13 protein-coding genes and 1 pseudogene are annotated in these 20,750 nt (G+C 71.2%); 11 read left to right on the forward strand and 3 right to left on the reverse strand.

The genetic code is table 11. The annotated features are described in order from the left end of the window. Nucleotides 1-100: 100 nt before the first annotated feature. From mrdA to ACH47Z_RS09490, 4 genes are all read left to right on the forward strand, one after another. Nucleotides 101-2,359 carry a penicillin-binding protein 2 gene (gene mrdA, locus ACH47Z_RS09475; RefSeq protein ID WP_399072277.1) on the forward strand — a complete coding sequence of 753 codons (2,259 nt, stop codon included), beginning with the start codon at nt 101-103 and terminating at the stop codon, nt 2,357-2,359. Beyond that, entirely contained in the window at nt 2,356-3,552 is a 1,197-nt protein-coding gene (gene rodA / locus ACH47Z_RS09480; RefSeq protein ID WP_399072279.1) for a rod shape-determining protein RodA, read from the forward strand. The genes mrdA and rodA overlap by 4 nt, the downstream gene beginning before the upstream one ends. Nucleotides 3,553-3,699: 147 nt before the next feature. Then, nucleotides 3,700-5,205 carry a CHAD domain-containing protein gene (locus ACH47Z_RS09485; RefSeq protein ID WP_399072281.1) on the forward strand — a complete coding sequence of 502 codons (1,506 nt, stop codon included), beginning with the start codon at nt 3,700-3,702 and terminating at the stop codon, nt 5,203-5,205. 70 nt (nt 5,206-5,275) lie between these two features. Then, entirely contained in the window at nt 5,276-7,237 is a 1,962-nt protein-coding gene (locus ACH47Z_RS09490) for a TIGR03960 family B12-binding radical SAM protein (protein WP_399072283.1), read from the forward strand. Between the two features lie 123 nt (nt 7,238-7,360). Here ACH47Z_RS09490 and ACH47Z_RS09495 read toward each other — a convergent pair whose 3' ends face one another. Further along, nucleotides 7,361-7,813 (reverse strand): Lrp/AsnC family transcriptional regulator, encoded by a 453-nt coding sequence (locus tag ACH47Z_RS09495; RefSeq protein ID WP_399072285.1) that lies wholly within the window; start codon nt 7,811-7,813, stop codon nt 7,361-7,363. Between ACH47Z_RS09495 and ACH47Z_RS09500 the strand changes: the two are divergent. From ACH47Z_RS09500 to ACH47Z_RS09510, 3 genes and pseudogenes are all read left to right on the forward strand, one after another. Continuing rightward, nucleotides 7,709-8,073 (forward strand): annotated as a pseudogene (locus ACH47Z_RS09500) (pyridoxal phosphate-dependent aminotransferase); the annotation flags it as partial. The gene ACH47Z_RS09495 and the pseudogene ACH47Z_RS09500 overlap by 105 nt on opposite strands. 289 nt (nt 8,074-8,362) lie before the next feature. Further along, the gene (locus ACH47Z_RS09505; RefSeq protein ID WP_399072287.1) at nt 8,363-8,713 is read left to right on the forward strand and encodes a hypothetical protein; all 351 of its coding nucleotides are present in this window, start codon (nt 8,363-8,365) and stop codon (nt 8,711-8,713) included. A gap of 395 nt (nt 8,714-9,108) precedes the next feature. Further along, nucleotides 9,109-9,321, forward strand: a complete 213-nt coding sequence (locus tag ACH47Z_RS09510; protein ID WP_399072289.1) for a hypothetical protein — start codon at nt 9,109-9,111, stop codon at nt 9,319-9,321. A gap of 46 nt (nt 9,322-9,367) precedes the next feature. Here the strand turns inward: ACH47Z_RS09510 and ACH47Z_RS09515 are convergent, their stop codons facing one another. Continuing rightward, nucleotides 9,368-9,712 (reverse strand): STAS domain-containing protein, encoded by a 345-nt coding sequence (locus ACH47Z_RS09515; RefSeq protein WP_399072291.1) that lies wholly within the window; start codon nt 9,710-9,712, stop codon nt 9,368-9,370. Nucleotides 9,713-10,032: 320 nt separating this feature from the next. Here ACH47Z_RS09515 and ACH47Z_RS09520 point away from each other — a divergent pair, with 320 nt between their 5' ends. Beyond that, the gene (locus ACH47Z_RS09520; RefSeq protein ID WP_399072292.1) at nt 10,033-12,669 is read left to right on the forward strand and encodes an amino acid permease; all 2,637 of its coding nucleotides are present in this window, start codon (nt 10,033-10,035) and stop codon (nt 12,667-12,669) included. A gap of 175 nt (nt 12,670-12,844) precedes the next feature. Here ACH47Z_RS09520 and ACH47Z_RS09525 read toward each other — a convergent pair whose 3' ends face one another. Next, nucleotides 12,845-14,125, reverse strand: coding sequence for a serine hydrolase domain-containing protein (locus ACH47Z_RS09525; RefSeq protein WP_399072294.1), 1,281 nt, complete (start codon nt 14,123-14,125; stop codon nt 12,845-12,847). A 185-nt stretch (nt 14,126-14,310) separates the two neighbouring features. Between ACH47Z_RS09525 and ACH47Z_RS09530 the strand changes: the two genes are divergently transcribed. The 3 genes from ACH47Z_RS09530 to ACH47Z_RS09540 all read left to right on the forward strand — a co-directional run bounded on the left by ACH47Z_RS09530 (nt 14,311) and on the right by ACH47Z_RS09540 (nt 20,624). Then, nucleotides 14,311-15,225: a hypothetical protein gene (locus tag ACH47Z_RS09530; protein WP_399072349.1), complete on the forward strand. Its 915-nt coding sequence runs from the start codon at nt 14,311-14,313 to the stop codon at nt 15,223-15,225. Between the two features lie 46 nt (nt 15,226-15,271). Further along, on the forward strand, nt 15,272-16,075 hold the full coding sequence (locus ACH47Z_RS09535) for a TIGR03936 family radical SAM-associated protein (protein WP_399072296.1): 804 nt from the start codon (nt 15,272-15,274) through the stop codon (nt 16,073-16,075). Between the two features lie 262 nt (nt 16,076-16,337). Further along, nucleotides 16,338-20,624: an Rne/Rng family ribonuclease gene (locus ACH47Z_RS09540; protein ID WP_399072298.1), complete on the forward strand. Its 4,287-nt coding sequence runs from the start codon at nt 16,338-16,340 to the stop codon at nt 20,622-20,624. Nucleotides 20,625-20,750: the final 126 nt, after the last annotated feature.

Below are 20,750 nucleotides of genomic sequence, written 5' to 3' on the forward strand. Positions count from 1 at the left end.
GGGTCAGCTTTCGAGGAACGCGGGTTCACAGGCTGGTCGTTCATCATTCGTACGCGCATCCGCGTCCACATTCGCGCTCTGAGAGGGGGAGGCAGCCGCAGTGACCAACATCCCCGAGACCGGTCGGACCCCACGGGTCCAGATCCGTCTCGTCGTGATCCAGATCCTCGTCCTCTCCCTCCTCGGCACGCTCGGCGGCCGCCTGTGGTACCTGCAGATCCGCGAGGGCGCGCAGTACCAGAAGGAGGCGTCCGGCAACCACGTCCAGCAGGTCGTCGACCCCGCCGTGCGCGGCGACATCCTGGACGCCAGGGGCGTGCCCCTCGCCGACAACGAGACCCGCCTGGTCGTCTCCGCCTCCCGCACCGACCTGCTCAAGCAGAAGGACGACGGCAGGGCCGTCCTCACCAAGCTGGCCGGTGTCCTCGGCATGAAGCCCGACGAGGTCATGCAGAAGGTCCGGCTGTGCGACGCGAAAACGCCCCAGCCGTGCTGGAACGGCTCGCCGTACCAGCCGATCCCGATCACCGACAAGGCCACGCCCAAGCAGGCCCTGACGATCCGCGAGGCCTCCGAGGACTTCCCCGGCATCAGCGCCGAGCCCGAGGCCGTGCGCCGCTACGCGGGTCCGGGCAAGTCCAACACCGCGCAGGTGCTCGGCTATCTCTCGCCCGTCACCGATGCCGAGATCCAGAAGGCCAAGGACACCGACTCGCCCTATCTGCGCTCCGACATGGTCGGCCGCTCAGGCCTGGAGCGGGAGTACGACAAGGAGCTGCGCGGCAAGGCCGGCGTGACCCGCTACGAGGTGGACAACCTCGGCCGGGTCATCGGCAAGGCCAAGTCGACCCCCTCCGAGTCGGGTTCCAACCTGGTCACGAGCATCGACTCCCGGGTGCAGCGCGTCGCCGAGTACGAGCTGGACAAGGCCATGAAGGCCGCCCGCCAGCAGTTCGACAAGATCACCAACGAGAACTACAAGGCCGACTCCGGCGCCGTCGTGGTGATGGAGGCCAAGACCGGCCGGATCGTCGCGATGGCCTCGGCCCCGACCTACGACCCCAACGTCTGGGTGGGCGGCATCTCCGCCAAGGACTACAAGGCCCTCACGGGCAAGGACTCCGACTACCCGCTGCTCAACAGGGCCATACAGGGTCAGGCGGCCCCCGGTTCGACGTTCAAGGTGGTCTCCACGGCGGCGGCGGTCCAGGCCGGCTACGCCTGGGACGGCGGCTACCCCTGCACCAGCTCCTACTCGGTCGGCGGCCAGGTCTTCAAGAACTTCGAGGGCGAGAACTTCGGCGACATCTCCCTGGGCCGCGCCCTGGAGGTCTCCTGCGACACCGTCTTCTACGGCCTCGGCGACAACGAATGGAAGAAGGACGGCGGCATCAACCCCAAGAAGGGCCAGCCGAAGGACTGGTTCTTCAAGACCGCGCACCAGTTCGGCCTCGGCAAGGAGACCGGCATCGACCTGCCCAACGAGGTCACCGGCCGCGTCCCCGACCGCCAGTGGAAGCTGGACTACTGGAAGGCCAACAAGGACGCCTGGTGCAAGTCCGGCAAGAAGGACGGAAGTTACGTCGAGAGGATCGCCTACGAGAACTGCCTCGAGGGCAACAAGATGCGCGAGGGTGACGAGATCAACTACTCCATCGGCCAGGGCGACACGCTCGTCACGCCGATCCAGGAGGCGATGATCTACGGCGCCGTCGCCAACGGCGGCACCGAGTACGTCCCGACCATCGGCAAGGCGATCATCAGCCCCGACGGCAAGAGCGTCCAGGAGATCAAGCCCAAGGTGGCGCGCAGGCTCCCGGTCAGCCAGGCCACCCTCAAGGGCATGGACGACGCCTTCGCGGGCGTCATCACGCGCGGTACGGCGGCCTGGAAGTTCAACGGCTGGCCGCAGGACAAGATCGCGCTGCACGGCAAGACCGGTACCGCCGAGGTCTACGGCAAGCAGACCACCGGCTGGCTGGCCACGTACTCCAAGGACTACTCGGTGATCATGACGATCTCCCAGGCCGGTACCGGTTCCGGTTCCTCCGGTGAGGCCGTGCGCAACATCTACAGCGCGCTCTACGGCGTCCAGGGCGACGGCTCCATCGACGCCAAGAAGGCGCTGCTGCCCGAGCCGCAGAAGGCCCTGCCGAAGGTCGGCACGGACGGCACGATCGCCGCCCCGAAGGTCACCGGCGACCCGGGCAAGGACGCCGAGGCCTCGCAGCAGAACAACCCGAGCAACGGCACCGACCAGCAGCCCGCCACCTCGCCCTCGCCCACCACGCGTAACCGCACCACCCGCAGGAGGCCACGCAGGATCCCCGGGCGGGGGAGCCGGAGGATGCCCTCATGACCGGCAACAGCTTCTCCGTCTCCGGGTACGGCCCGGCGCGGGCGGGCTGGACCAGGATCTTCGCCCGCGACTCGCTGACCCGCCGGCTCGACTGGCCGATACTGCTGGCCGCGCTCGCGCTGTCCCTGCTGGGCTCGCTGCTGGTGTTCTCGGCCACCCGCAACCGCACGGAGATCAACCAGGGAGACCCGTACTACTTCCTGGAACGGCACCTGATGAACCTCGGCATCGGGTTCGCCCTGATGATCGGCACGATCTGGCTCGGCCACCGCGCCCTGCGCAACGCCGTGCCGATCCTGTACGGCCTCTCGCTGTTCGGGGTGCTGCTGGTGCTCACCCCACTCGGCGCCACCATCAACGGCAGCCGCAACTGGATCGTCTTCGGCGGCGGCTTCTCGATCCAGCCCGCCGAGTTCGTGAAGATCACGATCATCCTGGGCATGGCGATGATACTGGCGGCCCGGGTCGACGCCGGCGACAAGCCGTACCCCGACCACCGCACGGTCCTGCAGTCGCTCGGCCTCGCGGCCGTGCCGATCCTGATCGTGCTGATGATGCCCGACCTCGGCACGGTCCTGGCCATGGTGGCCATCATCCTGGGCATCCTGCTCGCCTCCGGCGCCTCCAACCGCTGGATCTTCGGCCTGCTCACCGCCGGCGTGCTCGGCTGCGTGGCCATCTGGCAGCTGCACATCCTGGACCAGTACCAGATCAACCGCTTCGCGGCCTTCGCCAACCCGGCCCTGGACCCGTCGGGCGTCGGCTACAACACCAACCAGGCCCGCATCGCCATCGGCTCCGGTGGCCTGACCGGAGCGGGACTCTTCCACGGCTCGCAGACCACCGGCCAGTTCGTGCCGGAGCAGCAGACGGACTTCGTCTTCACCGTCGCGGGGGAGGAGCTGGGCTTCCTCGGTGCGGGCCTGATCATCGCCCTGATCGGGATCATCCTGTGGCGGGCCTGCCGTATCGCCCGCGACTCGACCGAGCTGTACGGCACGATGGTGGCCGCCGGGATCGTCGCCTGGTTCGTCTTCCAGGCCTTCGAGAACATCGGCATGACCCTCGGGATCATGCCGGTCACCGGCCTGCCCCTGCCGTTCGTGTCGTACGGCGGCTCGTCGATGTTCGTGGTGTGGGTGGCTGTGGGACTGCTGCAGTCGATCAAGGTGCAGAGACCCCTGTCGGCGTAGGCCTCCGACGGTTCGGCCGTGGTGGGGCGTGACGGTGTGCACCGGGAGGATGGTGAGGTCGTTCACCGGGGGGCTGGCGGGGTTTTTCTCGCCATTCACCCGGAGCGGCCCCTGCCGCACCGGTCCGCGTCGCACTAGATTCGGTTCATGGCGGATGAGAAACGCGAGATCGAGCGCAAGTACGAATCCGACGAGAGCGGGTTGCCCGACCTGACCGGCGTCGGCGGGGTGATGACCGTCCTCGACAAGGGCGTGGTCGAGCTCGACGCCACCTACTACGACACCGCCGACGAACGCCTGGCCGCCGACGCGCTCACCCTGCGCCGCCGCACCGGAGGCTCGGACGCCGGCTGGCACCTGAAGTTCCCGGTCGCCCCCGGGGTCCGCGACGAGATCCGCGCCCCGCTCTCCGACACCGTCCCCGAGGAGATCGCAGCCCTCGTCCGCTCCCGCGTCCGGGACGCCGAGCTGATCCCGCTGGTCCGCCTCCGCTCCGCCCGCGACGTCCGCCACCTGGTCGACGCCGACGGCGTGCTGCTGGCCGAGGCGAGCGTGGACGCCGTGACCGCCGAGCGGCTCGGCGGCGAGGGCGGTGCCGCCCAGTGGACCGAGATCGAGGTGGAACTGGCCGACGGCGGCGACCCCGCCTTCCTGGACCTGGTGGAGAAACGGCTGCGCAAGGCGGGCGTACGCCCCTCGAAGTCGCCGTCGAAGCTGGCCAGAGCCCTGGAGCAGACAGCCGGCCGCAAGCGCCGTAAGACGAGCAGGGCCGGGCAGGCACCGGTGACGGCCGGAGACCATGTCCTCGCCTACCTCCGCACCCAGCGGGACGTGCTGATCGAGCTGGACCCCGCCGTCCGCCGTGACGTGCCCGACTCGGTGCACCGCATGCGGGTCGCCACCCGCCGCGCCCGCAGCACGCTGCGCAGCTTCCGCTCGGTCCTCGACCGAGCCGTCACCGACCCGATCGGCGTGGAGCTGAAGTGGCTCGCCGGCGAGCTGGGGGTCAGCCGCGACCGGGAGGTGCTGGCCGAACGCCTCACGGAAGCCCTCGACGCCCTCCTGCCCGACCTGATCACCGGCCCGGTCCGCGAACGCCTCGCGTCCTGGGCCGAGGCCGGGCAGGGCGGCGCACGCTCCCATGTGACCGGCGTCCTGGACTCCCGCCGCTATCTGACCCTGCTGGACACACTGGACAGGCTCCTCGCCGACCCGCCGCTGCGGAAAGCGGGCGGCAAGCGGCCGGAGAAGGTGCTCGACAAGGCCGTACGCAAGGACCTGGCGACCCTGTCCGCCCTGGTCGGGCAGGCGCTCGAGCGGCCGCCCGGCGAGGAGCGCGACGTCGCCGTGCACGAGGCCCGCAAGAAGGCCAAGCGCACCCGGTACGCGGCCGAGGCGGCCACCGACGCCCTCGGGAAACCGGCCCGCAGCCTCACCAGGGACATGAAGTCCATGACGACACTCCTCGGCGACCACCAGGACAGCGTGATGGCCCGCCGGACCCTGCGCGAGCTGTCCTCGGTGGCGCACGCGGCGGGGGAGAGCGCGTTCACGTACGGGCTGCTGTACGGGCGGGAGGAGGCGCGCGCGGCACAGGCGGAGGCGGAGCTGCCGGACCTGTGGCAGGAGATCGGCTCCCGGGTGTCCTTCTGAGCGTTCAGGGGAAGCCCGTGGCCGGGTTAGGCTTGATGGTCACCCCTGTCAGCTCACGAAGGTTCCCCCGATGTCTGTCGAGTCGGTGTTCCCGCAGCTCGAAGCCCTTCTCCCGCATGTGCAGAAGCCGATCCAGTACGTGGGCGGCGAGCTGAACTCCACCGTCAAGGAGTGGGACAGCTGCGACGTCCGCTGGGCGCTCATGTACCCGGACGCGTACGAGGTCGGCCTGCCCAACCAGGGCGTCATGATCCTCTACGAGGTCCTCAACGAGCAGGAGGGCGTCCTCGCCGAGCGCACCTACAGCGTGTGGCCGGACCTGGAGGCGCTGATGCGTGAGCACGGCGTCCCGCAGTTCACGGTCGACAGCCACCGCCCGGTGAAGGCCTTCGATGTGTTCGGCCTGTCCTTCTCCACGGAGCTGGGCTACACGAACATGCTGACGGCGCTGGACCTGGCGGGCATCCCGCTGGAGTCGAAGGACCGTGGGCTGGACGACCCGATCGTGCTGGCCGGCGGCCACGCGGCCTTCAACCCCGAGCCGATCGCGGACTTCATCGACGCGGCGATCATCGGCGACGGCGAGCAGGCCGTCCTCGACATGACGAGGATCATCCGCGAGTGGAAGGCCGAGGGCCGCCCGGGCGGCCGCGAGGAGGTCCTCTTCCGCCTGGCGACGACCGGCGGGGTCTACATCCCGGCGTTCTACGACGTCGAGTACCTCCCGGACGGCCGTATCGCCCGTGTGGTCCCGAACAAGAGCGGCGTCCCCTGGCGCGTGTCGAAGCACACGGTCATGGACCTGGACGAGTGGCCGTACCCCAAGCAGCCCCTCGTCCCCCTGGCCGAGACGGTCCACGAGCGCATGTCGGTGGAGATCTTCCGCGGCTGCACCCGCGGCTGCCGCTTCTGCCAGGCGGGCATGATCACCCGCCCGGTGCGCGAGCGCTCGATCACGGGCATCGGTGAGATGGTCGACAAGGGCCTGAAGGCGACGGGCTTCGAGGAGGTGGGCCTCCTCTCCCTGTCCTCCGCGGACCATTCGGAGATCGGCGACATCGCGAAGGGCCTGGCGGACAGGTACGAGGACGACAAGATCGGCCTGTCCCTCCCCTCCACCCGGGTGGACGCCTTCAACGTCGACCTGGCGAACGAGCTGACCCGCAACGGCCGCCGCTCCGGCCTGACCTTCGCCCCCGAGGGCGGCTCGGAGCGCATGCGCAAGGTCATCAACAAGATGGTCTCGGAAGAGGACCTCATCCGGACGGTCGCCACGGCCTACGGCAACGGCTGGCGCCAGGTGAAGCTGTACTTCATGTGCGGCCTGCCCACGGAAACGGACGACGACGTCCTCCAGATCGCCGACATGGCGACCCACGTGATCCAGAAGGGCCGCGAGGTCTCGGGCTCGAACGACATCCGCTGCACGGTCTCGATCGGCGGCTTCGTCCCCAAGCCCCACACCCCCTTCCAGTGGGCCCCGCAGCTCTCGGCGGAGGAGACGGACACCCGCCTGGCGAAGCTGAGGGACAAGATCCGGGGCGACAAGAAGTACGGCCGCTCGATCGGCTTCCGCTACCACGACGGCAAGCCGGGCATCGTCGAGGGCCTCCTCTCCCGGGGCGACCGCCGCATCGGCGCCGTGATCCGCGCGGTCTACGACGACGGCGGCCGCTTCGACGGCTGGCGTGAGCACTTCTCCTACGACCGCTGGATGGCCTGCGCCGACAAGGCCCTGGCCCCGTTCGGCGTGGACGTCGACTGGTACACCACCCGCGAGCGCGGCTACGAGGAGGTCCTCCCCTGGGACCACCTCGACTCCGGCCTGGACAAGGACTGGCTCTGGGAGGACTGGCAGGACGCCCTCGACGAAACAGAGGTCGAGGACTGCCGCTGGACTCCGTGCTTCGACTGCGGCGTGTGCCCGCAGATGGACACGGCCATACAAATCGGCCCGACCGGCAAGAAGTTGCTGCCTCTGACGGTCAAGAACGCGGGTCCGACGCCGGCTTCGAGCGGTCACGCGCACTGAGGTGAGCTAGGTACTCGATCGGGTGATTGAGGCGCTGGCGGGGGCGAGCGAGGAGGCGGCGGCTGCTGTGCTGGCTGCGGCCGGTGCTTCACCTGGCGACCCGTTGGCTCTCGGTCGGCGTTGTCAGATGGGCATGGGGCGGGTGGCGATCACCCGCTTCATGACGATCGTCGAGGACAGCTGGTTGACGTTGGGCAGCGTGGCCGGCTTGTCCTCGAAGAGGCGCTGGTAGGCATCGAGGTCTTCGGTCACCACACGCAGCAGGTAGTCGGGGGTGCCGAACAGTCGCTCCGCCTGGATCACCTCGGGGATGGCCGCGAGCCCTTCGTCGAAAGCCGCGAGCTGCTCGCGGTCACCGTGGCGCAGGTGGGCGAAGACCAGCACCTCGAAGCCCAGCCCGACGGCGGCGCCGTTGAGGGTGGCGTGGTAGCCGCTGATCACACCAGAGCGTTCGAGATCCCGCAGCCGGCTCTGACAGCGGGACACGCTGACCCGTACGCGTTCGGCCAGCTCCGTGATTGTCTGCCTGCCGTCCCGCTGGACCAGCTCCGGCTGCGCACGAGCGAGAAATGGCACGTGTATCCCCGCGACGTGCTGCCGCTGTTCGTGGCCGAGATGGACGTACTGCTGGCCGAACCGGTGGCCCGGGCCATCACGGACGCGGTCACGCGTGGCGACACCGGCTACCCGGCCGGCACCGCGTACGCCGAGGCGTTGGCGGAGTTCGCCCGGAAGCGGTGGGACTGGGACGGGTGATCAACTGCCCTGTCTACGAGCCCATCTACCACTTCGTGGAGCACACGGGCCGGCACATCGTCGGGATACCCGTTTGGGCTCATGCCGTCACACCAGGGACCTGCCTGAAATGCCGGTTATCGGGGCTGTCGGTACGTTCGTCGCAGGATCGGTCGCCCGGCCGACGTCCGTGCGACAGAGAGAAGTGACATGTCTCCGCGTACCTTTGCTGTGGTCGGCACGGGAGTGGGCGTGACCGCCCTTGTGGCCGCCAGCATCACCTACGCCTCGGCCGTCGGATCCACCCCGGCGTCCCCTGCTGTCCACCAGGCGGCCCGGCCTGTGCAACGAGCCGCTCCTCCCGTTCCTCATGCTCCTCCCGCGGCTTCCGTGGGCGGCAGGGGCGCAGGCGGAGAGAAGAACGAGGGCCGCGACGGCGAGGGACGCGACCACGGCCATGGTGGAGACGGAAAGATCTACTTCAACGAACGGACGTACTCCGCCTCCGCCGAGGGCTGCATCGCTGCGACCGGCTCCAGCAGCTTCAGTGTTTTCAATGACAGCCGCAAGACCGTCGAGGTCTTCAGGGGCTTTAGCTGCGACGACGGTGCTCCGGTCACCACCGTGGGTCCCCACGGCGACACCTTTGGCGTCGTGACCCGTACCGACCACGGGGGCGTATTCGGTGACGATGGCGTCGTGGGCAGCTTCCGGGTGATCGGCGACCACGACGAGTGGTGACAGCGCCGCCGGTGTGGGCGGCCGGCTGTCCCAGCTGGACACCACGCGCGGTAGCGGCCGCTACCAGGGGCGGACGAGGACGGTGCCGACCTTGCCGGGCCGTACCGCGTGCTCCACGGCCGTAGCCAGCTCGCTGAGGCCGTATGTGGCGGCCACGTCGAACTGCTCCGTGAGCGCCAGCGCGATCTGCTTCGCGTCGATGCATGCACCGAGATCGGCTCCTCGGCGATCATTCCGTAACTGACCAGCTTCCCGCCGGGCGCCGGGAGTTCCACGAGGCTCCCCGCAGTCTTCCCGCCGATCGGGTCGAGGGCCACGCTCGCCGGACGGCCGTCGGCCACCTCGCGGACCTCGTCGGCCCAGTCACCGTTGTGGCCGCGGAGGTTTCCTCAGCCTTGGGCCGGCCGGTCAGCCACACGGACGTCCCACTGCAGGAATGGATCGACAACGACCTCAGGTCCGTGGGGCTGCCGGACCATGTCTTCCAGCACATCTCCGCCATGGCCCGCCTGCATGCGGAGAATCGGTACGACCGCAAGGTCACCGGGCGGTCCGCGTCAGGGGTGGCCGATTTCGTCCGTAAGAACGAGGACCTGTTCACCCGCTGAGGCCGTCTCTTTCGAAGGCATTGTCCAGCGAGCGTGCATGGCTTCGTCACAGCGGGCCGACTGCGACCGCGTCGCTCAGCGTCTCGTGCACCTCGAGGGCGTGGGTCGGCCTCGCGATGCGCAGAAGCCTGCGCACGCGCCCCTTGGGAACCACCATGCGCACCGTGCCTCCGCGTCGGATGGCCGTCTGGTGGGCGCCGATGAGCGCGCCCAGTCCGTGCGCGTCGCAGAAGGTGACGTCGCCGAGGTCGATGATCACCTGGGGACGCCCACCATGGTCGGCCACGAGCGCTGCCAGGTCCGTACGCAGTGTCGGGACGGTGAAGATGTCGATCTGGCCCGCCAGGCTGGCGATCGTCCAGCCGGCGAGGCGGACCACGGACACTCTCACCTGTGGATATCCATCCCCCTGCCGGCCTTCCCTGCCCATGGCGCACCTCCACTCACCCCCTTACGGGCAGCTTGATGCGCGCGGCGGGGTGTCGACAGGGGCGGTCGGCCCCCGGTGGGGTGCCGCAGGTCCTTGGTGCAATGGGCCGATCGGCTCTTACCGCGGGTACGGGTGGACCGGTGATCGAGGCGCTTCGGCCTCCCCGGGAGAGCACCTTCCCGGCCGGGTCCGAGGCGGTTCGCTGTCCGGTGGTGTGACCGGCGGCGCTCCGGCCGCCCCTGCGCTGTTGCGGAGGCACAGGCCCGGCGTTGCAATCAAGTGTGAGGCACTTTGGCGGCGCCGAGTCCGCCGACCGCCCCGCTCCCGGGACGAGGGCCGGCCGGAAGGGGCTCAAGACCGACGCCCTGGGGATGTTCTCCTCGGTGGCCATGGGCCTTGCCTCCACCGGCCCGGCGTACAGCCTGACCGCCACGCTGGGCGTCATCGTGGCCGGGGTCGGACTGCAGGCCCCGATCGTCACGATGCTGGCGTTCATCCCGATGCTGCTGGTCGCGTACGCCTTCCGGGAGCTCAACGCGAGCAACGCCGACTGCGGGACCACCTTCACGTGGGCCACCCGCGCCTTCGGACCGCGCGTGGGCTGGATGGGCGGCTGGGGCCTCATCGTCGCCGACACCGTCGTCATGGCGAACCTCGCCGCGATCGCCGCTGCCTACGGCTTCCAGCTGGTGGGCCTGGACGGACTCGCGGAGAACCGGCTGTGGACCACCGTGGCGGGCATCGTCTGGATCGCCGTGCTGACCGCGATCTGCTACGTCGGCATCGAGTTCTCGGCGACTGTGCAGCGCTGGCTGCTGTGCCTGGAAGTGGTGATGCTGCTCCTTTTTGCCGTTGCGGCGCTGGTCAGGGTCTACACCGACCCGCCCTCGACGGCGATCCGTGTGTCCGCCTCCTGGTTCAACCCGTTCGAGGTGCCCTCGGCGAGGGCCCTGACCTCGGGCATCCTCGCGGGGGTCTTCATCTACTGGGGCTGGGACACCGCGTTCTCGGTCAATGAGGAAACCATCGACAGCACGCGCATCCCCGGGCGCGCCGCGGTCACTTCCACCCTGCTGCTCCTGGTCATGTACGGCCTGGTGTCCACCTCGGCGCAGGCGTTCGCGGGAGTCGGCACCTCGGGTATCGGACTCGGCAACACCAGCAACGCGGACGATGTGTTCTCCGGACTGGGCGAGGCCGTGTTCGGGAGTGGGAACACCGGGCTGTTCCTGTCGAGACTGCTGATCCTGATGGTGCTGAGCTCCGCGCTGGCCTCCGCCGAGACCACCATCCTGCCTCTGGCCAGGACCGTCTTCTCCATGGCGGTCCACAAGGCGCTCCCCTCCCGGTTGGCCCGGGTTCACCGCAGGTTTCTTACCCCGACCTGGGGCACGGTCGGCATGGGAGCGGCCTCGATCGCCTTGTTCGTCCTGCTGGCGTCGTACAGCCACAACATCCTGGCCGACTCGATCGACTCGGTCGGTCTCGCGATCGCGTTCCAGTACGGAGTGACCGGCTTCGCCTGCCTCTGGTACCACCGCAAGGTCCTCACCCGCAGTACCAGGGACCTGGTTTTCAAGGGCGTACTGCCAGGGCTGGGCGGGCTGATGATGGCCTCGCTGTTCCTCTACGCCGCCTTCGCCGTCTACGCGAACCCCGAGTACGGCACGACCGCGGTCGACCTGCCGCTGATCGGCAGGACGGGCGGGGTCACCGTCCTGGGCCTGGGCGCCCTGCTGATCGGTCTCCTGCTGATGCCGGTGGTCACCCGTGGCCACGGCGTGGCCCTCAGGCTCCAGCGGAGCCTGCTTCCGCGCCGCCTGCCGCGGCACGCGGCCGTCGACTCGGCGAGCCGCTACCTGCCTGCCGACAGCGGGTCCGGGGTGGGCGGCGACTGGTACGACGTCATTCCCCTGTCGGGAACCCGCGTCGGCCTCGTCGTCGGGGACGTGCTCGGTCACGGAATGCGTGCCGCGGCCACCATGGGACGTCTGCGTACGGGGGTGCGCGTGCTGGCCCGGCTGGACCTGAGCCCGGACGAGCTCCTGTCCCGCCTGGCCGACCTGGTCGAGCAGACCGTGCACGAGGACGGGGCCGGCCGAGGCCCGGCCCACCTGAGGCCGCACGCCGACGCGGCCCTGGGCGTGAGCTGCCTGTACGCGGTGTACGACCCTGTCTCGGGGAAGTGCAGCCTCGCGCGGGCAGGGGAGTTGGTGTTGCTGGTCGTCCAGGCGCACACGGGCGTCGTCGACCGTCCGGAGCTGCCCATCGGGCCGCCGCTGGGAATCGATGGCCTGCCCTACCAGAGCATGGAACTGGACCTCGCGCCGGGCAGTCTCCTCGCGCTCTTCACGGCCGGCCTTCTCCAGGCGGCCGACGACCGTGACGCCGGGCTCGCGCAGCTGTCCCGCGTCCTGGCCGACGGCCGAGCGTCCTTGGAGGCGCTGTGCGACGGGGCGGTGACCACCTTGCTGCCCGGGGCGGTGGACGTGGACGCGACGCTGCTCCTGGTCCGCACTCGCCTGCTCGACCGGAACCGGTTCGCCGAGTGGGCGGTCGTCTCGGACCCGGCGGCGGTGGCCACCATCCGCGCCGCCGTCGGCAAGCAGCTCGGCGACTGGGGGCTGGACGACCTGGCGTTCACCACTGAGCTGATCGTCAGTGAACTGGTCACCAACGCCATTCGCTATGTCGGCGGTCCGATCCAGGTACGCCTGATCCGTGATCGGACCCTGATCTGCGAGGTCTCCGACACCGGCCACACCTCGCCCAATCTGCGGCACGCCGCGAGCGATGAGGAGGGAGGACGGGGCCTGTTCATCATCGCCCAGATGACCCACCACTGGGGCACGCGCTACACCCGCGCCGGCAAGACGATCTGGACCGAGCAGGAACTGCAGCAGAGCAGCGGCCTCTGACGGTCAAGAACGCCGGTCCGGTGAGAAGGCGGCCGCCGACACTCAGCGCCATGTGACTTCAGTCATGCCGAGACCTGACGAGCGTCCTCAGAGGCGGAGCCGATGCCGTGCGGGTGCGGGTGGGGCGCAAGCCGAGCCGGGCTGATCGGCTCATCGACTTGGTCCGCCACTGCGGTCAGGGGGTGTAGGCGGCCGTGATGATCCGGTTGACCAGGGCTATGTCGTTGCCTCCGCCGGTGACGGGGTTGAAGCAGTACGTCAGGCGGCGGCGGAGGTCAGGGGTGGTGAACAGGCCGTCTGTGTAGCCGTAGGTGCTGCCCGTCTTGCCCCACACGGTCACGCCCGGTCGGCCGTCGTGGCCGGGCAGTGTGACGCGCATCAGGCCCGCGCCGTAGTAGGCCCGGCCATGGCCCGGGTCGTTGTCGGAGCCGCCCAGGTAGGGCTTGTCGGGGACGGTGAGCAGTTCCTTCATCTGGGCCGGTGGCAGGAGCCGGCCCCGGAACAGGGCGGTCAGGAAGCGGTCGAGGCCGGCGGTGGTGGAGATCATGCCGCCGGCGCCCGGATTCTGCTCGGTGACGTCGGCCAGTTCGCTGCCTCCGTCGGGCCGCGGGACCGCGAGGTAGCCATGGGCGTGGGGGCCGGGGATCGTCGGGTCGGTTTCGGGAGCGGTGGTGTCCCGCAGGTGCAGCGGGTGCAGGATGCGTCGGGTGATCTCCTGCTCGTAGCTGTGTCCGGTGAGCTTTTCGACGAGCATCGCGGCCACGTAGTAGCCGGTGGCTCCGTAGACCTGCATGCTGCCCGGTTCGGTGAAAGGCCGGTCGTGCCGGACGGCCTTGGCGACCAGCTCGGACAGGGGGTGATCGTCGAAGCGGTGCCGGACGATGGCCTCGGGCGTCGAAGGCAGGTCGTCGGCCGTCAGCTCGGGCAGGCCGCTGGTGAAGTTCAGCAGGGTGCGCACCGGGGTCGGCGGGTAGTCGGCGGGGAGCGTGTCGGGGAGGTAGTGCTGGACGGGCTGGTCGAGGTCGACGCGGTGTTCGGCGGCCAGTTGCAGCATCACCGTGGCGATGAAGGTCTTGGTGACGCTGCCCAGACGGAAACGGCCGTCGACCGGAACCGGCTGTCGCGTCGTGGTGTCGGCGACCCCGTACGTCCCTGTCCAGTGCCCGGCCGGTCCGCTCACCCGGGCCAGGACACCCGTTACTCGGCTCGGTGCGCTGGAGATCGCCTGCTGGAGCGCCTGCGGGTTCAGCTCGGGCAGCGAGGAGGCGCCGGCATGCGGGTGTGCGGCAACCGGATGCTTGGCGGGCGTGGTGGGTGCGGTCGGCGCCGGTGCTGCCGCGCCGACGAGCACGGCCGTGGCGGCGGCGCACGACAGCACCGCCCATGCTCGCCGTCGGCGCCGCCCGCGCTCCAGGGCCGGGGTCGTACTGCGGGTGGTGATCGGCTCGAAGGTCATGCCCACGAGAATCCGGCACCCCGGCTTCCCGGCCATCGGGGATCACCCCGAACTCGGCCCCCAGCCGCCCCTGACTCTCCGTCATGGTTTGTCGCTCACAAGGGACATGGAGGCACTCGGCGCTCGTGATGTCATCGCAACCCGGGAGCGGAATCCGCAGCAGGGGCCCGGGCGTCATGACAGGTATGGAACTGCAGAAGCCGTCGCCTCAGCCCCGGCAGCCCGAAGGGTGTCTTGTCGTCGCGATCCGCATCCCGGTGCGGATCTTCGTCCTCGTGCTGGTCGTACCGGTGCGGTTGGTGTGGGACGCGCTGGTCGTCGCCGGACGGTTTCTGCTGGACACCCTCCTGCGGCCGCTCGGGCGGGCGCTGGCGTGGGTGGGGCGGGTCCTGTTCGTCTGGCCTCTGGTGGGGCTCTGGCGGTATGTGCTCGTGCCGGTCGGCCGGGCGATCGGCTGGCTCGCGCGCGTGCTCGTCGCCGTACCGGCCGCGTGGCTCTACCGGTACGTGCTCACCCCCGTCGGGCACGCCCTCGCCTGGCTGGGGCGGTATCTGTTCGTCGTGCCCGCGCGGTGGCTGTACACCTGGGTCCTCGCGCCGCTGGCCACCGGCGTCGGCCTCGCCCTGTACTGGGTGCTGCGGGTGCTGTTCGTGCTGCCCGCCCTCGCGCTGTGGCGCTGGGTGCTCGTGCCCGTCGGGCGGGTGCTCGCCGTCGTGGCACGGGAGGTGGGGGAGGCCCTCACGCACGCGTGGCGGGTCGCCGGGCGGATCTCGCGGGCCGTCGGGCGGGTGCTCGGGACCCTCTTCCGGTGGATCTTCGTGGAGCCCGTGCGCTGGGTGTACCGCAGTGTCCTCACGCCGATCGGCCATGTCGTCCGGGACGCCGTCCTGCGGCCCGCCGCCCAGGCCGCGCGTGCCGTGGGGCGGGTCGTCGGCGGGGCGTTGACCAGCGCGCGGGACGTGGTGCGGCAGGCCCGGGCCGACGTACGGCGGATGCTGTTCGGCGAGCCCCGGCAGCCGGCCGCGGTGGACCGGCGGGAACCTGAGGGACCCGCTGCACGTACTCTTGGTAGCAGTACGACCGCTCTCACGAAGGACTAGGACACTGGGCAAGCGACAGCCCGAAGGCCCGCCGCCCGCACCCGCGGTGCAGCGCATCCGACTGCGCTACACCAAGCGCGGCCGCCTGAGGTTCACCAGCCACCGAGACTTCCAGCGCGCCTTCGAGCGTGCGCTGCGCCGCGCCGAGGTGCCCATGGCGTACTCGGCCGGATTCACGCCGCACCCGAAGGTGTCGTACGCCAATGCCGCACCCACCGGCACGGGCAGTGAGGCGGAGTATCTGGAGATCGCGCTCACCGAGGCGCGGGATCCGGAGCGGCTGAGAGCGCTGCTCGACGAGTCGCTGCCCGTCGGGCTCGACATCGTCGACGCGGTCGAGGCGCGGATCTCGGGTCTCGCCGACCGGCTGACGGCCTCCGTCTGGGAGCTGCGGCTGGACGGCGTGGACCCCGCCGACGCCGGGCGTGCGGTCGAGGCCTTCACCCAGGCCGAGACCGTCGAGGTGCAGCGCATGACCAAGAACGGCGTCCGCACCTTCGACGCCCGCCCGGCCGTCGTATCCCTGGTATCCCTGGAATCCCAGGAATCCCTGGAAACGCACAGTTCGCAGGCTGATAGGCCGAGCGACCAGCCCTGTGCGATACTGCGGCTGGTTGTTCGGCACGTGACGCCTGCCGTACGACCCGACGACGTCCTGTCCGGTCTCCGCGCCGTGGCCGACCTGGCGCCGCCGGTCCCCGCAGCGGTGACCAGGCTGGCGCAGGGGCTGCTCGATGAAGAGACCGGCACGGTGACCGACCCGCTCGCGCCCGACCGCGAGGCAACCGGGGCCCTGATGGCCGCACCGGCTGCCGCCGCGACGGCGCCGACGCCGGAAGGTTCCGCGTAAGGACGGACGTCGTAGCGCCGCCCTCGTACTCGGGAGCCACCTGGGTCGGGCAGCGCACCGACCAGAAGACTTTCGCCAGGCCGTACCGACAAGGCGTACGGAACCGGCGAGACAAGACACAGAGTGCTCCCGTGCGGCGCCCGCGCCCCGGACGGCGGCCATCGCGCATCGCGCGGGCCGTGGACGTCAACGGCGGACGGCCCTTCGAGGCCGTCGCCGGACCAGGCGCGGCGCCCGGGAGCCTGACGGGAGAAACGCCCGCATGCTCGAGCCGACCGAACCCGTAGAGGGTTCCGAACTGAACACTCCCAGCGACACCCTGCCGCCGCGCAGGCGTCGCCGTGCCGCCTCCCGCCCGGCGGGCCCGCCGGGCGCGGCGAGCGAGGCACCCGCCGAGGTGGCCCTTCCGGCCATACCGGCCGAGGAGACCGACGAGGCCGTCGAGGCCGACGAGACCCTTGTCGCGGTGGGTGGCGAAGAGACCATTGAGACTGCTGAGGCCGTAGAGGCCGCTGCTCAGCCGCCTGCCGAGGAGGCTCCGGCCGCCGGTCGTCCGCGTCGCCGGGCCACCCGCCGGGCGTCCGCCCCCGCAGGGGCGCCGACGTCCGCCGAGGCCGTCGTACCGGCCGCGGCCGCCGTCGCCGAGACCGAGCAGCCCGCCGCCGTGGCCGCCGAGGGTGGCGAGATCGTCGTCGGCGAGGACGCCGCGCCGCGCCGCGCCCGCCGCCGGGCCACGCGCAGCGTCGCCGCGCCCAGCGCAGCTGCTTCCGGTACCGCTGAGGTGCCGGTGACCGAGGAGGCGGCCGAGGCCACCGCGTCCGCCGAGGAAGCTGTCCCCGCCGAGGCCGCGCCCGCCGCTCGTCCGCGTCGCCGTGCCACGCGCCGCGCCTCCGCGCCCGCCGGTGCCCCCGCGACCGCTGAGGCCGCCGAGGTCGTCGCCGAGCCCGTGGTCCCGGCCACCGCCGAGGCCGAGAAGGCTCCGGAGCAGCCCGTCGTCGAGGCGCCCGCCGCCGTGGAAGCCGTGGAGGAAGCCGCGCCCGCTGCTCGTCCGCGCCGTCGTGCGACCCGCCGCGCGTCCGCGCCCGCCGGTGCGCCCCAGGCCACCGAGGCCGCCATCGAGCCCGCCGCCGAGTCCGCTCCCGCGGAGGCTCCCGTAGTCGCCGCCGAAGCTCCGGCCGCCGAGGCTGCCGCTGCCGCCGAGGTGAGCGGTGCCGTCGAGGAGGCCGCTCCGCGTCGTACCCGCCGCCGGGCCACCCGCCGGGTGTCCGCGCCCGCCGGTGCGGCCGCGCAGGAAGAGGCGGCCGTCGTGGCGGAGGAGGCTGTTGTGAGCGCCTCTCCCGAGGTTCCCGCGACCACGCCCGCCACCGCCGCCCAGGAGCCGCAGGCCCCCGCCGAGGAGGCCGCGCCGCGTCGTGCCCGGCGTCGGGTCGTGCGTGCCGCGTCCGGGTTCTCCGAGCCCGCGCGGCCCGCTCAGGCCGAGGAGCCCGAGGCCGCCGAGGCCGAGGCCGAGGTCAAGGCGCCGCGTCGCCCGGCCCGGCCCGCCGTCGCCGTGTTCCAGGCGCCGGTGTTCGCCGAGCCGAAGTTCCAGACCCCGGAGCGCGCCGCCGCCGAGGCGGCTGCCGAGGCCGCCGGGGCCGAGGAGACCGAGGCGACCGAGGAGTACGCGGAGGAGCGCGCCGAGACCGGTGCGCGCCGCCGCCGTCGCCGCCGGGGCGCTGCCGAGGAGCCGCAGGCCGTCGAGACCGCCGCCGTGGAAGAGGAGCCGGAGGAGGAGGCCGAGGAGGCCGCCGAGTCCGTCGAGGATCTCGAAGAGGCCGAGGGTGCCGAGGGCTTCGAGGAGTCCGGTTCCCGTCGCCGTCGCCGTCGGGGCGGTCGGCGCCGCCGTCGCGGTGAGGCCGCCGAGGGCGAGGGCGTGGAGGCCGAGGAGCTGGCCGCCGAGCAGGCCGCGCAGGACGCCGAGGACACCGCCGAGCAGGAGGAAGAGGACGCCGAGGAGGCTTTCGGCGACGAGTCCGCCGGCTCCAGCACCAGCAGCCGCCGACGCCGTCGTCGTCGCCGTCGCGCCGGTGACACCTCCGTCGACACCGAGCCCGGCGAGGGCGACCCGGAGCGTACGGTCGTCAAGGTCCGCGAGCCGCGCAAGCCCAGCGAGCCGTCCGACGAGGTGCAGTCCATCAAGGGCTCGACGCGTCTGGAGGCCAAGAAGCAGCGCCGCCGGGAGGGCCGTGAGCAGGGGCGCCGACGCGTCCCGATCATCACCGAGGCCGAGTTCCTGGCCCGCCGCGAGGCCGTCGAGCGCGTGATGGTCGTGCGCCAGTACGGCGAGCGCACGCAGATCGGCGTCCTCGAGGACGGCGTGCTCGTCGAGCACTACGTCAACAAGGAGCAGTCGACCTCGTACGTCGGCAACGTCTACCTGGGCAAGGTCCAGAACGTGCTGCCGTCGATGGAGGCCGCGTTCATCGACATCGGCAAGGGCCGCAACGCCGTCCTGTACGCCGGTGAGGTCAACTTCGAGGCGCTGGGCATGGCCAACGGCCCGCGCCGCATCGAGTCCGCCCTGAAGTCCGGGCAGTCCGTGCTCGTCCAGGTGACGAAGGACCCGATCGGGCACAAGGGCGCGCGTCTGACCAGCCAGGTCTCGCTGCCGGGCCGTTACCTCGTGTACGTCCCCGAGGGCTCCATGACCGGCATCAGCCGCAAGCTGCCCGACACCGAGCGGGCCCGGCTGAAGACCATCCTCAAGAAGATCGTCCCCGAGGATGCGGGCGTCATCGTGCGCACCGCCGCCGAGGGCGCGAGCGAGGAGGAGCTGAGCCGGGACGTCGAGCGGCTGCAGGCGCAGTGGGAGGACATCCAGAAGAAGGCCAAGAACGGCAACGCGCCGACGCTGCTGTACGGCGAGCCGGACATGACCGTCCGGGTCGTGCGCGACATCTTCAACGAGGACTTCTCCAAGGTCATCGTCAGCGGTGACGACGCCTGGGAGACGATCCACGGGTACGTCTCGCACGTCGCGCCGGACCTCGCCGGACGCCTGTCGAGGTGGACCTCCGAGGTCGACGTCTTCGCCACGTACCGGATCGACGAGCAGCTCGCCAAGGCGCTGGACCGCAAGGTCTGGCTGCCCAGTGGCGGTTCGCTGGTGATCGACAAGACCGAGGCGATGGTCGTCGTCGACGTCAACACCGGCAAGTTCACCGGCCAGGGCGGCAACCTCGAGGAGACCGTCACCAGGAACAACCTGGAGGCGGCCGAGGAGATCGTGCGCCAGCTGCGGCTGCGCGACCTGGGCGGCATCGTCGTCATCGACTTCATCGACATGGTGCTCGAGTCGAACCGGGACCTGGTGCTGCGACGCCTGCTGGAGTGCCTGGGCCGCGACCGTACGAAGCACCAGGTGGCCGAGGTGACCTCGCTGGGCCTGGTCCAGATGACCCGCAAGCGGGTCGGCCAGGGCCTGCTGGAGTCCTTCTCCGAGACCTGTGTCCACTGCAACGGCCGCGGTGTCATCGTGCACATGGAGCAGCCGAGCGTCGCCGCCGGCGGCGGTGGCGGCAAGCGCAAGAAGCGCGGCCGGGCCGCTGACGTGCACGAGCACGCGGCTGAGCACGTGCACGAGGCCGCTGCCGTGGCCGTGGAGACCGGCGAGGCCGTCGAGCCGGAGACCGTCGCCGAGGTGGCCGCGGAGGTCGCCGAGCCGGTCGCGCTGGCCGCGCCCGACTTCGCCCCCGACGAGGAGCTGTACAGCAGTGTCGCCGAGGCGGAGGCGGCGGCCACCCGTGGCCGTACGCGGCGCCGGGCGAGCCGCCGGGCGTCCGCTCCGGCGGGCGCGCCGAAGGCGGAGAAGGCCCCCAGGGCGGCTGCCAGGGCCGAGAAGGTCGAGGCCGTGGAAGAGCCGGCCGTCGTGGCGCCGGCCGTCCCCGAGGTCACGGCTGAGGAGGCGGTCGCCGAGGTGCCCGTCGCCGAGCCGTCGGTCGTCGAGGCCCCGACCGGGACCGAGGTCGTCGAGGAGGCCGCGCCCAAGGGCCGTACACGCCGTCGTGCGACCCGGAAGGTGTCGGCGCCGGCCGGTTCCCCGGTGGGAGCCGAGACGGCCGTGGTGACGGTGCCCGAGACCGCGGTCGCGGCAGAGGCGCCGGTGGCCCGGCCCGAGCCGGAGGCCGTGGTGCCGGCGCCGGTCGAGGAGGCGCCCGCCGAGGCCGCCGCCCCGGCCCGCCCGCGCCGGCGCGCCGTGCGCAAGGCCACCGCGCCGACCGCGTCCGAGGAGGCGGCCGTCGTGGTCGTCCCGTCGGCCGCGGCGGAGGAGGCCCCGGCCCCGGTCGCCGAGGAGCCGGTCGAGGAGGCCGCTCCGGCCAAGAAGGCGGCCCGCAAGACCGCCAAGAAGGCCGCGGTGAAGAAGGCCGCCGTCAAGAAGACCGCGGCCAAGAAGACGGCCGCGAAGAAGACGACGGCCAAGAAGGCGGCCAAGACCGCCAAGACGGCCGCCGCGAAGGCGACGGCGAAGAAGACCACCACGGTCTCCGCCACCGCCGCCGACGAGGGCTGACACCCGGGCTGTGGGGGCGGGGCGGGGGGTGCGGGCGCCCCCCCGGGGGGGGGGGCCGGGGCCCGGGCCGCCCGGGCCCCCCCCCCCCCCCCCCCCCCCCACCGCCGCGCCCCCCGCCGCCACAAA

Origin of the sequence: Streptomyces sp. NPDC020192 (genome assembly GCF_044388685.1) — a bacterium.
In the GTDB taxonomy this organism is placed as follows: Bacteria; Actinomycetota; Actinomycetes; order Streptomycetales; family Streptomycetaceae; genus Streptomyces.

Bases quoted from the DNA above. Each gene is read 5' to 3' on its own strand.
- rodA (WP_399072279.1), top strand. From the start codon at position 2,356: ATGACCGGCAACAGCTTCTCCGTCTCCGGGTACGGCCCGGCGCGGGCG.
- ACH47Z_RS09485 (WP_399072281.1), top strand. From the start codon at position 3,700: ATGGCGGATGAGAAACGCGAGATCGAGCGCAAGTACGAATCCGACGAG.
- ACH47Z_RS09490 (WP_399072283.1), top strand. From the start codon at position 5,276: ATGTCTGTCGAGTCGGTGTTCCCGCAGCTCGAAGCCCTTCTCCCGCAT.
- ACH47Z_RS09525 (WP_399072294.1), bottom strand. From the start codon at position 14,125: ATGACCTTCGAGCCGATCACCACCCGCAGTACGACCCCGGCCCTGGAG.
- ACH47Z_RS09530 (WP_399072349.1), top strand. From the start codon at position 14,311: ATGGAACTGCAGAAGCCGTCGCCTCAGCCCCGGCAGCCCGAAGGGTGT.
- ACH47Z_RS09540 (WP_399072298.1), top strand. From the start codon at position 16,338: ATGCTCGAGCCGACCGAACCCGTAGAGGGTTCCGAACTGAACACTCCC.